The sequence below is a fragment of the Alkaliphilus metalliredigens QYMF genome (assembly GCF_000016985.1).
Taxonomy (GTDB): domain Bacteria; phylum Bacillota; class Clostridia; order Peptostreptococcales; family Natronincolaceae; genus Alkaliphilus_A; species Alkaliphilus_A metalliredigens.
This window is the reverse complement of record NC_009633.1, coordinates 1137313-1150733: the sequence shown is the minus strand read 5'-3', so window position 1 is coordinate 1150733 and position 13421 is coordinate 1137313. Positions and strand designations below refer to the sequence as shown.

General features: G+C 35.8%; 12 protein-coding genes. 4 read left to right on the top strand and 8 right to left on the bottom strand.

Features of this window, described 5'->3' with window-relative positions:
- Window positions 1-672 precede the first annotated feature (672 nt).
- Window positions 673-1233, top strand: a complete 561-nt coding sequence (locus tag AMET_RS05410) for a hypothetical protein (RefSeq protein WP_012062351.1) — start codon at window positions 673-675, stop codon at window positions 1231-1233.
- A 28-nt stretch (window positions 1234-1261) separates the two neighbouring features.
- The gene (locus tag AMET_RS05405; protein WP_012062350.1) at window positions 1262-1720 is read left to right on the top strand and encodes a hypothetical protein; all 459 of its coding nucleotides are present in this window, start codon (window positions 1262-1264) and stop codon (window positions 1718-1720) included.
- A gap of 549 nt (window positions 1721-2269) precedes the next feature.
- Here the strand turns inward: AMET_RS05405 and AMET_RS05400 are convergent.
- The 4 genes from AMET_RS05400 to AMET_RS05390 all read right to left on the bottom strand — a co-directional run bounded on the left by AMET_RS05400 (window position 2270) and on the right by AMET_RS05390 (window position 6278).
- Window positions 2270-2716, bottom strand: coding sequence for a hypothetical protein (locus tag AMET_RS05400; RefSeq protein ID WP_012062349.1), 447 nt, complete (start codon window positions 2714-2716; stop codon window positions 2270-2272).
- A gap of 233 nt (window positions 2717-2949) precedes the next feature.
- Entirely contained in the window at window positions 2950-5433 is a 2484-nt protein-coding gene (locus tag AMET_RS05395) for a heavy metal translocating P-type ATPase (RefSeq protein WP_012062348.1), read from the bottom strand.
- Window positions 5434-5453: 20 nt separating this feature from the next.
- The gene (locus AMET_RS26180; protein WP_012062347.1) at window positions 5454-5600 is read right to left on the bottom strand and encodes a hypothetical protein; all 147 of its coding nucleotides are present in this window, start codon (window positions 5598-5600) and stop codon (window positions 5454-5456) included.
- A 390-nt stretch (window positions 5601-5990) separates the two neighbouring features.
- A complete protein-coding gene (locus tag AMET_RS05390) occupies window positions 5991-6278 on the bottom strand; it encodes a CC/Se motif family (seleno)protein (RefSeq protein WP_012062346.1) in 288 nt (95 codons plus the stop codon).
- Window positions 6279-6358: 80 nt separating this feature from the next.
- Between AMET_RS05390 and AMET_RS05385 the strand changes: the two genes are divergently transcribed.
- Complete coding sequence (locus AMET_RS05385; protein WP_012062345.1) at window positions 6359-7555, top strand: MFS transporter; 1197 nt, start codon at window positions 6359-6361, stop codon at window positions 7553-7555.
- Window positions 7556-7557: 2 nt separating this feature from the next.
- Here AMET_RS05385 and AMET_RS05380 read toward each other — a convergent pair whose 3' ends face one another.
- From AMET_RS05380 to AMET_RS05365, 4 genes are all read right to left on the bottom strand, one after another.
- Entirely contained in the window at window positions 7558-9078 is a 1521-nt protein-coding gene (locus AMET_RS05380; RefSeq protein WP_012062344.1) for an ADP-ribosylglycohydrolase family protein, read from the bottom strand.
- A gap of 105 nt (window positions 9079-9183) precedes the next feature.
- Window positions 9184-10899 carry a glycosyl hydrolase family 18 protein gene (locus AMET_RS05375; RefSeq protein ID WP_012062343.1) on the bottom strand — a complete coding sequence of 572 codons (1716 nt, stop codon included), beginning with the start codon at window positions 10897-10899 and terminating at the stop codon, window positions 9184-9186.
- A 287-nt stretch (window positions 10900-11186) separates the two neighbouring features.
- A complete protein-coding gene (locus AMET_RS05370) occupies window positions 11187-11885 on the bottom strand; it encodes a YczE/YyaS/YitT family protein (RefSeq protein ID WP_012062342.1) in 699 nt (232 codons plus the stop codon).
- 188 nt (window positions 11886-12073) lie between these two features.
- Window positions 12074-12262: a (2Fe-2S)-binding protein gene (locus AMET_RS05365; RefSeq protein ID WP_330368696.1), complete on the bottom strand. Its 189-nt coding sequence runs from the start codon at window positions 12260-12262 to the stop codon at window positions 12074-12076.
- Between the two features lie 364 nt (window positions 12263-12626).
- Here AMET_RS05365 and AMET_RS05360 point away from each other — a divergent pair, with 364 nt between their 5' ends.
- Complete coding sequence (locus tag AMET_RS05360) at window positions 12627-13373, top strand: SIMPL domain-containing protein (RefSeq protein WP_012062340.1); 747 nt, start codon at window positions 12627-12629, stop codon at window positions 13371-13373.
- Window positions 13374-13421: the final 48 nt, after the last annotated feature.

Genomic DNA, 13421 nt, shown 5'->3' with positions numbered 1-13421 from the left:
AAAGATTTGAATTTATGTAATATTTAATAAAAATATACAATTTTCAGATAATTTACAATTTTATTACAACATTGTTTCATTACAATTTTTTACATTTTTTCTTTTTTTACATGTTATACTGTATATACTTTCATCGTACTTATTATAGCTATGGATTAACTAGAGTTTTTAATTACTAGTGTATTTGCGTTTGAGAAAAATGAAAGTTATTTAGATGAGCAATTTAGTGAAGAAGTAACATCATCTGAGGAGTTAAAGAACTACATCGCATCTAACTTTGAGGACTTTAGAATTTGCTTTGATGCAGAATCTAATTTCATAAGCGAATTATATGATTCTTCAGGTAATAAAGCTTATAACTTACATCTAATTGCTAACGAAAATAGTACCATAGGTTATATAATTTCTGACCTGGATAATTCTAACGTTATAGAGTTTGCTTTAGGAGAATCAGCATATGAAGGATATCTTGATAAATACTTAGAAAGCAAAAATAGTAATACTGAAAAAACTAAAAATAGAATTAAGTTAATTAAAGAGGGGATTGTTCCTGCTTATACTGAAGATGATTTTACAAGCATAGAATACTTTACTAAAAATAGCGAAATAGAAATTCAGTATAACACACTGGAAGCAGTGGATCAAACTTTAACTGATTCTATATATAGTCCTATGTCATTTTGGACAAGCGAAGCTTATATAGATGGCGTTCCTAATAATAAAAATAGTGGTACAACACCCGCATGTGGACCTGTATCAGGGTTAAATATTATAGAGTATTGGGATAATAATGGATATAGTAACTTAATCACATTTGAAAGTAAACAAACGGTATATGAATTATTATATTATTATATGGGATCATTTAAAGTCCCCAGAACAGATGAACATGCAACGTCTCCTTATGGGCCGTATAATAATGGACTTGAAGAATATTTTTCACATAAGGGGTATACAGCATCTGTAACAAGAAATTTCAATATTCAAGATAGCAACTTTAATTCATTTATTGTTACTGAGGTTAATAACGATAGACCTGGAACAATATTATATTATGATAATGATCACTACGGATTACACTATACCACTCTAGTCGGATATGCTTATGATGAGATGAATACTAGATACTATTCAATTCATGATCTTTGGAGTTCTTCTAGAATCTATAGAAATTGGAATAGTGATTTAAATAATAACAAAATATGGGCAACTTTTAAAGTAGTTCCTCAATAAAATTTATAAAGAAGTGAAGTGAAGTTAAATGAAAAAAGATATACAAGCATCACTAATCTTATTTTTAATCATTAGTATACTTGTTGTTAGTTATAGTAGTTATAGCTACTACTTTGATGAAATAAAACCAAGGAACACTGCAAAAAAATACAATATCGATTTATTAGATAGACAAAGTGGTCCATATTATAATATTTATTATGGATTAAAATTTGATACTCTAAAAGAATGCTACTTAATATTTGTCAAAAATCATGATGAACCTTTTTTAGTTTTTCAAGACGAAGGGGTGTCAAAAACTACAGCTGAATCAATCGCAAAAGATAATGGTTTTAAACCGGAGCATATTTATTTAGACGTATCCCCTACAGTCATTAGTTCATCTAAAATTGATATTACAAAATATCTTAGATGGATTATACAATATGAAGGGTATAATGAAAGAGTAAAAATTGATTTCGTAACAGGAGCGATTATAGAAAAATAAAAGAGATGAAGGGTTAAAACCCTTCATCTCTTTTATTTATATAACGAAAACGTTCAAAAATCTTATAGAGGTGAGTAAATTTTTTTCTTCCTTTGTTAAAATGGGAGTAGCTCTGCCAACCATACAAAGTAAACGGTAAATAATACGTACCTGTTGAAAAATTAGTGTTGATGATATCCTTGATTATATGTTGCTTTAAAAACTTGAGATTGTGGCACCCAAGATGGTTGACTAAAGGCTTGACCATCGATCCGAAAAAGAAGGTGAGAAAATCTTCACCAAAACGCACCGTGTAGGTGTAAAAATCTGTGGATACATAAGGATAAAAACGTTTAAATTCTAAGTTTTCCCTTGCATTCCGCTTAAAGAGTACTTATTCATTACTACCTTATAAATATTCTAAAATCAGAATAAAAATTTGAAAGTATTTAAAAATATCACAGTTACAAATTTCCTTTAATTCAAATAAAGGGATTTAATTTACATAAATCAATAATTAGTGAAAAATAAATACACATTCAGCGGAATGTGAGATATATGGTTTTTTGATTAAAATTTTCTCATCATTTGTCCCATTCTTCCAAATTTACTTCCACTTCTACTACCCATAGATTGATACATTTCAATCATACCTTCTCTACCAAGGGACTCCATCATTTGACTCATAGGTCCATATCCATTTTCATTCATTATTTCAAGCATATTTTCATAGTCTTCCTGGGATAAATTATCCATCCATTGATTCATTTCTTCAACGTTACCATCTTCCATATATCCTGCCATTTCCTCAAAACCATTTTCTCTCATAATCGCAATCATATTGTTATCGCCTTGACAACCTCTGTTGTTTCTTTCCCCAGTCTGTGATTGTCTCATCATTGATAGTGGATTACTTCCTACTCTAAATCCATTACTCTCTTGAGCAAAGGACATACCTCCTATAGATGCAATTGCAATTGTTACAATACCTGTTATCAGTAAAACTCTTTTCTTCATTTTCATTCTCCTCTCAAGGCTTATTTAGTATATCCTCATTATAACTGCCACTTATGAAGAACTTATGAAGATTTATATTTTATTTTCCCATCATTTCTCTTTTTTATAACAATTCTATTTTCAAGCAAAATAACAGCCTTTGGTTTTTCTCCAAGGGCTGTTATTTTTAACCATGCTTCTCTCTATGATTAAAAAGGGGGAACATTAAAATATATATGTGCTTTTTTTCTGTTTTATGCCTTTTGGTAGCTTGGTTCAATGTCCACTTTTTTCAGCCTTAGTGAATTATATACTACATTTAAAGAACTAACAGCCATGGCAGCGGCTCCAATCATTGGATGTAACAAGCCAAACATTGCTACTGGAATAAATACGGCGTTATAGAACCATGCCCAGAAGTAATTTTCTTTGATTTTTCTAAAGATGGCTTTAGACAATTTAATGACAGATACAATGCCACTTAGTTCTCCTCTGACTAGGGTCACATCAGCAGCTTCGATGGCAATATCCGTACCGGTTCCGATGGCAATTCCTACATTTGATTGCTTCAATGCAGGCGCATCATTAATCCCATCTCCTACCATAGCCACCACACCATATTGTTCTTGTAATTTCTTCACTTCTTCTACCTTACCGTCAGGCATTACTTCTGAGATCACGTGACTGATCCCTACTTTTTTACCTATGGCTGCAGCAGTTCTTCTATTGTCACCTGTAATCATAGCCGTCTTAATTCCCATACTTTCTAGTTCTGCTATGGCTCGTGCAGAGTCTTCTTTTATGGGGTCTGCCACTGCCACAATACCTAAAAATTGATTTCCTTTGGCAAGCAACATGGCAGTTTTTGCTTCTTCTTCTAATCTAATGAGCTCTTCTTCATAGTCCTCATAGGGGATTTCATTGTCTTTCATTAATTTTCTATTACCCACAAGGATTCTTTCCCCATCTATATTTCCCACGACACCCATACCCACAATTGCATTAAAGTCTATTACTTCTCCTAATTTAATCTTGTCATTCTTTGCCTTTTCTACAATGGCATGAGCTAGGGGATGCTCTGAGCCTATTTCTATGGTAGCCGCATAATATAAGAAGTCTTTTTCTTGGACTCCCTTTACCAGGACAATATCTGTTACCTCTGGTTTACCCTTTGTAATGGTTCCTGTTTTGTCAAAGGCAATGGCTTTTACATCCTTAAATGTTTGTATGGCTTCACCATTTCGAATCAAAATTCCCCTCTCTGCTCCCATACCGCTACCTACCATTAAAGCAGTTGGCGTTCCCAATCCTAATGCACAAGGACAAGAGATCACCAAAACAGCAGTGGCTGTAATGAAGGATAATGTAAGAGGTGTGAGATCAGGATTGACCCAGGGTAAAAATGTTGCCCCCCACCGTACAATTCCTAAGTGAAACTCTGGAAATACATTGAATGAAATAAAGGTTCCAATTGTTATCACAATGATTGCCGGCACAAAATATCCTGTGATACGATCTGCAAATTCTTGTATCGGTACCTTAGAACCTTGGCATTCCTCCATCATTTTAACAACTTGAGAGAGAAATGTATCTTTTCCTACTTTTGTTACCTTAACCTTTAATAATCCTTGTTTATTGATGGTTGCACCAATCACTTCATCACCCTTCTGGCGTTTCACAGGCATAGACTCTCCTGTAGCCATGGATTCATCTAGTAATCCATTGCCATCAAAAACAACCCCATCAGTCGGCACCTTTTCCCCAGGACGAATCACCATGATGTCGCCTACCTGTAAATCCTTCACAGGGACTTCTATTTCTTCTCCATCAACAATAATCTTTGCTGTCTTTGCTCCCATTTCCAGGAGCTTCTTAATGGCCTGTGAAGCTCTCCCCTTTGCACGAACCTCTAGGTACTTTCCAATTAAGTGAAAAGTCATAATGGTTGTGGCCATTTCAATAAAGGATTGTAATGGAAAGAAAAGTGCCATCAAACCAATCAAATAAGGGGGTAGGGACCCTAGTGTGACTAACACATCCATATTAGGACTTTTATTTTTGAGTGCCTTCCAGCTTCCAACATGAACATGCCAACCTGTTCCAAATACAATTGGTAACCCCAATAAGGCTACTATGGGTACATATCCTGGAATATGTCTAACGAACATATGAATCACCATAAGGGTCATAATCAAACTTGATAGGCCAATGGAGATCATCATGGTTTTTCTTGTTTTCAAGATTTTTACTTCATCTTCATCTACACCATCATCTTCATGATCCGCTTCCAATATTAGCTCATATCCAAGTTCCGAAACCTTTTTCTTCACGTCTAACATTCTCACTTTTGTAGGCTCATATTCGACTGTCACTTTTTCTACTGCAAAGTTCACACTTGCGGATCGTATTCCCTCCATTTTATTCAAGCCTTTTTCGATAGCACTGGAACAAGCAGTACAAGTCATTCCACTAACCTTTAATGTCACTTTTTCCGTCTCTTTTTCATCAGTTTCTACTATGGCTCCATATCCTAAATCTTCTATTATTTTTGTTAATTCTTCTATATTAGTTGTTTCTTTATCAAAGGCTGCGTTAGCCTTTTCAGCAGCAAAATTCACACTGGCATTGAGTACGCCTTCTGTTGCTTTTAATTTCTTCTCTATACTAAGAGAGCAACTGCTACAGGACATGTCTTGAATTTTCCATACTACTTTTTCAATATTACTTGATTGTGTCATTTTTCAAACTCCCTTCTGGTTTATTCTTCATCTTTTACATTTTTATTATCTATATGACAGCAGCTTTTATTTTCTTTACTTTTGTCATGACCTCCACAGCAGCCGCCTCTTTTTATCATAAAAAATATCATTCCAGCTACCAATGCAACAACAAATAAATCTCCCATATATATACCCTCCTTGAACGTTTTATAAGCGATTCACAAACCAATTAAAATAATGTGTCTTCATACATCCATTATACCCCTATGGGGTATAATGGTCAATCTTTTTTTATAATACGATTATTTTGTATTACAGTTTTCCCACCATGGGCATCATCCTTATAAAAAGAGCGTCTTCGACGCTTTCGCTAGGAAACCCTAGGTTTCCTTCGACGGCTGTTTTACAGCCTGAGCACCTTCCTGAAAGCGGGCAGGGGATTTCATCCCCTACAACCCCTATTTTTTATATAATAGGAAAGAGAACTTTCCTATTATATAAAAAATTCCTTACCCTAGAGATGTGACCTTTAAAGTCACATCTCTAGGGTAAGGAATTTTTTCTTCTTAATTTAACTAAATACCCACCTTCGCACCCTCAACCTCTAAGTTGTTGATGAACAATGTCTTTTTCAATATGATTTTTACCCGATCATCCTTAAAGTCAATGCTTCTCTTGACATAAACCGTGACTTCATCTAATGAAAGTTCATGATATAATTCCGACTTTACGGGTTTCCCTACTTCTACTGTTGGAAATACCATGCCACCACAACAACCTTTTGGGATCACAGCATCCACCCTGATCACTTTTCCCTTCTTTAAAACAAATTCATAGGTATTTGAATCCATTATTAATTCCAATTTATTCGCCCTCCTTTTTTTTATGAATCATACTACTTTGGGCCATACTAGATTATATAATCATCTAAGGAGATTTGCCCATGTATGGTATTCCACATTTAAAATTTAAAAAGGATATTTGGTTTTTACTAGCTTCTATCCTCATTATACATATAGCAGCTTATATCATTGTCCCCATTTTCCCCATTTTACTTCGAGGGCAGAAGGGGTTAAATCCCACACAGATCGGTTTAGTCATCGGTGCCGGCTCTCTCTTTATTCAACTGGGAAGTATTGTTGCAGGATTTATTTCTAGTCGCTTGGGCAATAAACTGGCCATGGTAATCGGTAATGCCTGCCAAGCTATTGCCTTATTTGGATTAGGTTCGGTCCATACCCTCTATCCTTTGATTCTGTTTTCTTCATTAAACGGCATTGGTACTGGAATCTATGTTCCTACTGTCAAGTCAGCAATTTCTTATATCGCTTCAGAGGAAAACCGCACCACTGCTTTTTCTATGCGGGGTGTGGCTGCCCATGCTGGCACAAGTGTTGCTGGTATTTTCGTTCTTCTTTCAGCTGTAAATCGAAATTTTTATATTGCATCAGGTATCTATATTGTTTTAATGATTATTTCATGGATTTATTTACCTACCAATTGTGGGGAAGAACCCTGTCCACCGCTTCCCTTTAATCGTTATATTGAAATATTTAAGAATAGAACCTTCATGAACTTCACCTTTGTCTCTATTTTTCTGTGGGCACTTCATACGCAGTTAAACTTTTTACTTCCCTTGAGAGGAGAAGCTATTCTGGATAATACTAATATTATCGGGACAATATGGACCATTACAAGTGTCACCGTTATTCTCATTCAGCCTTTTATTTCACAGATGTTTTTAAATAAAATTTCCCCAAAACTCTCTATTTGTATTGGTTCTATATTAGTAGGCAGTGGCGTGACCTTGATCGGTTGGGCCAACAGTTTCTATTTTTTAGTCTTATGTGCCATTATTTTTATCCTTGGAGAGATGTTTATGATGCCTACTTTAGATAGTGTCACTAGCTTGATTGCTGACCCTAAAATGATTGGCGCTTACTTTGGTGTGGCAAATTTAGCCTCAGGAATTGGAGCCGCCTTTGGTACCTTTGCTAGCGGAAGACTCATTGATCTCTATGGCATTACCGAATCTGTACTGCCTTGGGTTATGTACGGCATTGCTACCGTAGTCATCAGTGGATTAATTTTCTTGCCTGCAATTAAGACATTAGATCAAAATAATGAAGGTGCTAAATGAGTTTAGTTGTTTTTAGATAGACTCTTGATTCCTTCCCACACTTGTTTTCCAATTTCGTACTCTGGAGCGACTTCTACAGCTCTACGAGCATATTTTTCCGCCCTATTTAAATCATCTAAATTTAAATAGGATAATGCTAAATTACATAAAATACTTGGGTTATTTAAATCATAAAAGAGTGCTTTTTTAAAGCATTTTAATGCCTCTTCAAATGCATCATTCTCTAAATACTTCGTTCCTAATCCTTCATAGGCTTCAATGATATTCATCTTTATTTTCTCTTGCTTCTTAACATCAGGGTTTTTCTTTGTTAGCTCTTCAAAATGACTCACTGCTTCCTCATAGTTCTTCTCTTGGCTACACTTTATTGCTAGCCAAAGCAATTGGTCTAATTCATCCTTAGATTTTTCTTCACTCATATTTTCAAGCATACGTCGATATGGATTGTTACTTTTATTTTTTAAGGATAGCTCAAAGAGACGATCAGCTAAGGTCAGCATTTCTTCAAAATTTCTTAGTTTTTGAAGGTAGCCTTTTGGAATATTTGAAAACCCTAAATATGCACCAGCCAGCATCAAAGTCAGACTTGATAGTGCATCTGGCCTATTGCACATCAATGAATCCTTGAGTATCTTTTCATAGTCATCGGGACTCTTTAAAAATAAATATAATGCCAAAGGTATTGACTCTAATGCATAAGCCCCTGTTCCCCAACGATTTTTAAACGCTTCTATTCCCATGTCCACTTCTAGTGCTTCCGGTAGATCCCTTGCAAGACGGATGTATAAATTAGCAACTTCATCAGAATGGTTAGAGGGATATAACTGGGTTTCTATTCCTTTGATACCCTTTGCACAAACCTCCAAAAACTTTAGCTTCTCTTCTTTTCTATCTAATGTGTAGGGCTCAGTATTTAACAAGTGGGCAAGAGCTGTATTCATTAGAATACTTGAGGCAAGAGCCATCTGATCGTTATGGGTAATAAAGGCCTGTATGCCTGCTACAAATTTTAACCCTTCAAAGTCACCGTAATGAATAAGGGCAACTGGCGCACATCGTATGGCTGCACCATTTCCTGCAGAGGCGACACCACTTTCATACCAGAACATTCTACGATCTCGATAATTAGACACAAATGCACTCATTGTTTTTCCAATTGGAATAATTGGACTTCGGATAAGTCGGTTTGCAAAATCCTCTGGATGAAAACCTTGATTAATAATTAATGATTCACTGAACAAGATAGTGCTTTCAGTTATATTTGTGGTATTTAAAGAAATAGCAGTTTTTTCTCCCTTTAAAAAGTGACTAATTTGTTCAATCTCCTTGCTGTATTGTCCTTCTAAGTGACTTCCAATGGCATCTCCAATGGCTAGACTAATCATGGTTCCCCTAATTTTATTACGATACTCTATATTAGATAAGGGGACCAAATGGAGTTTTTCACCATGGCTCATAAAATCAGGCATATCTGTTTTCTCCATTAAAAAGTCATAGAGTTTTTCTAAGAAGTTCATATGCATAAATTGGCACCCTTTCGATTTTAATTCTATGTTTTTTCCACACTAATGATTATATTCTTTAATAACAGTGTTTTTCCTTCAATTCTACTATTTAGAGATAGTACATTAATTTGAAGGCTGGAGCATTTCATAAACAATTTGTTCATGTGCTACGGATTCTTTCAAAATTAACTGGATTGTCTCCCAGACTGGAGCTACCTCAAAGTCTTTTCTCCAAGCTGCAACTCCAGCTAGTTGATACTTATGGACTAAAGTTGTCTTGAGTCCTAAGGAGCGTTGATCTTCTAGCCAAACCCTGAAGGTACTTCCCTCTTGTTGAAATTCACTATAATACTGTCCAGTTTCTTCATTCCATATGATACTAGCCTCATTTTCCATCAAAATTTCCATGATACGATTCATGCCGTATGCCTTAGAGGATACTTTAATGCTCCCATTGGCCTGTGGCACTTCTTCCCATAGCCTTGTGTAAAATGGTAACCCCAACAATATCTTTTCTGGAGGAACCAATTCCAATGTACTTCGAATCCCTCGTTCTACCCACCCAATAGAAGCAACCGAACCACTCTTAGGGCTTGCTGCCCAGTGTTCATCATAGGTCATCACTGCCACATAGTCTACTATTTGTCCTAACCTCTCACGATCATAAACCTTAGACCAGTTCAAACTCATGGATGGGATTGTCACATCTATGGATATCACTAGGTTTTGTTCATGAAGATAATCTGTGAATTTATCAACAAAGTCAGTGAGTCGATCTCGATCTTCATAATGAATGTTTTCAAAGTCTATGTTGATTCCACCTAGGTCATACAATGCACTATAAATTAGCAATTGTCGGATAATCTGCTCTTGAGCGCCTTGATCCCCTAACAGCTTACTTGTTAAATCGGGATCAAAGCTGTTGGTGATTAATGCCCAAATTTCATACCCCTCATGGGTGAGATCTCTTGCATATGAAAAGTCACCCTTGTTTTCAATTGTTCCCTTCTCATCCACTACTCTAAACCATGTAGGAGAATATACATCCACTGCAGAGATTCTTTTTTCATGACTTCGGTCTGGGCTTCTTTTTCCAATATAATCCCATACCAACCCAATATTCTCCACAGGCTCCCAGGGTTGTTTTATATTAAATACATGGTGCTTTTCAGATTGTTCAATCTCATCAACCACCCTTACCTCAGCCTTAGAAACATACCCTAATGCACCTTTTTCAGTACGCACATAATAATAATTTTCTACCTCATTATAAATTCGAACTACATCTTCTTCATTAAAAGAAACCTTCCGTTTACTGAGTCTTCTTGGTTCTTGTCGCAATGAAGCCTTGGAACTAAGGGCTCCTATCACAGGATCTCTATGCAATAGATCTATCATGACCACACCGTTCTCTTCATTGTAAACAACGCTAATGCCAAGGAGTGGTGCCAGGGATTTAATTGGTACATAAAACTTTCCATCAATTTTTTTAGTATAAAAATTCAAATTAACAGGTTCTTTCTTGACAAATTCATCGATTCTTGGATTTTCAAAGCTAAAGGCAATTTTTTGTATCATCATTTCAATCTTCTCGGTTTCTTCATCTAGTTGTAATTGAACATTTTGAGTCAGCCACTGTTCAACTAGTTCATATGGCAGATAAACCTCTTGTTCTTCTATGATGACACTGTCCTCCAAGGGGGTATCTTCTACAATCAAATCATAAGAGCTCATTCCCGTCTCTCCTTGAAATGGATTTCCTTCAACTAAATAGTAAAGAGATGCACCACTTACAACTAAGAGGATCAGTAGAATTAAACCTACTCTTATCACACGCATACTTTTCCCACTCCTCACCTGTCAGGTTGTACAATATTGGTCAATTTCATTATATCGTAGTCTCCATCAAGTTAAAAGAATGAAGTTTTACTACCTTTTGGTAATGACACTTTACTTCCAAGTATCATCAAGTTAAACCAAAGGCCCTTGGAGGACCAAGAGCCTAGGTTGCGCTATAAGTCGATGCCATAGCATCAGACGAATTTATTTAAGTACTTGAAATTTTAAACAAAGCCCGTTTTAAATTTAAGTACGCTATGAGTCGATGCGGTAGCATCAGACGAATTTTATTTGTGTCCCACTGTTTCTTCTGGCAATTTATGTCCACTTAATTTAGTCATTAACTCAGTCAAATTCGTATGCTGCACAGACCTAGGATCATACTTTCCAATCTTAAAAGCAAATTGAACAGAAAACCCAATTGTTGTTGCAGTCACCAGTGTCCCCAATCCAACTGGGCCCCCTAATAAAAATCCAATGGATAAAACCGTGAATTCAATGACCCCACGAATTTTCCAAACTGGTTTTTGTAGTTTTCTGACAAGCCCTTCCATTAGACCATCCCGTGGTCCAGCCCCCAGATGTACCTGTAAGTAAAAGTACGTTGCCCATCCAGATATAAAAACACCTACTAATAACATGATAATTTGTCCCATCAAGGTTCCGGGTGTTCTCAAAATGCCTAATAGCTCAATCAAATCGATAAAAGCCCCAATAAAAATCATATTAAAAATACTACCCAGCCCTGGCATCACGCCCATTAAGTAGGAAATCACTAAAATCAACAAACCAAATAGCTGTGTTACCTGTCCCAGTGTAAATGGTGTGTAATTTGAAATGCCCATATGAAAAACACCCCAAGGACTCATTCCCAGATTTGCATATACACTTGTTAAAATCCCCAATGCATAGAGGAAGAAACCAAAAAATAAAAGTGGCATCTTTTTCATTAGCTGTGTCCATTCATTCTTTACAGTCTGATTCACATAGACCCTTCTTTCTTTCTTCATTAATTTTTAGATTACCGAAATACTTTTCTATGTCTATTATATATTCCTTGCTTTTGTTTTGCAATGGCTTGTCAGCAAAAGCCTAATGATATTACTGATATCCTTAGGGACTCCTCAATCCATGATTATTTCCTAGGGAATGTCATGGTTTTTACCTAAGTTCACTACACTTCTTGATAGTCCCCTAGTATTTCTTCAATCTTTGGGGTGCATCTTCTTCCACAACAATTCCCAGATCCAGCTCCTGTGACTCTTTTAACTGCTGCTACTGTCCTAGCCCCTTCTGCAATTGCTTTCTTAATTTTAGATCTTGGTATCGCCTTACATAAGCAAACCTTTGTCAATTTATCCATTATTTCTGTATTGATATTTTGTTCCACTGTCATCTTCCTTTACCAGTTAATGTGAACTTCATAATTTCCGTGTATACTACAACGATCTCTAAACTAAATATCCTTTAACCTTCGATACATTATCAAAATAGCCTAAATATATTTCATCTTACTTTATTAGAAATACCCCTATGATGATGATTAAAACCTTATTTTACATGTTACCCATCTCCTTACTAGTATTTCTATCTTGCTATGTTATTTAAGGAACTTTTTTTCTATTGCTTCCGTCTAAACTAGTAAATGCCTATCTACTTATGGTTTCCTGCTTATAAGGTTGGGTATTATTTAAAAAGAAAATAAAACACTGGGAGGCATGTAAATTATGCGAAAAAACTTATTGAGAGCAACGACTTTACTTATGATCACGGTTTTAACTATGGGGGCTTATTTTTATACATCTTGGTCCCAAAACACGACAGCATCAGCCATGAATGATTCTAATGCTGCTATTGTGGTAAATGGCAGTGGGATCGTCAAGGTCAAACCGGATATTGCCTACATTAACTTAGGGGTTAACACTTCCAATACTGATGCAAAACAAGCTCAAACAGAGAATACTCGTTTAATGGATGGGATTATGAAGTCTCTAAATAAGGCTGGTATTCCTGAGGATGACATCAAAACCGTTGGATACAATATTTATCCTCAACACCGATACGATCAAACAAAAAATGAGTCAATTGTCACAGGCTATGAAGTCACAAACATGGTGGAAGTGACAATTAAGAACATTGACAAAGTAGGAGAAATCATTGATCTAGCTACGGAATCTGGAGCAAACAATATTAATTCAGTTCGTTTTGCCGTTGATGACACAAATCCACACTATCAAAAAGCGCTACAACAAGCCCTACAAGATGCTAAGCAAAAGGCAACGGCTCTTGCTCAACCCATTAATGTTCAAATCAACAAGCCCCACCGCATTACAGAAATGAGTCGTCATGATGGTGTCATTTACAAAAACTATGAAACCGCTGATATGGCTAGAACTGAATCTGCTATGAATACACCTATTTCAGCAGGAGATTTAGAAATCAGTGCTCAGCTTCAAGTAGAATATAGATATTAGAGATTATATAAATTCACAGTAAAAGAGGAGACAACTATCATGGTAGTT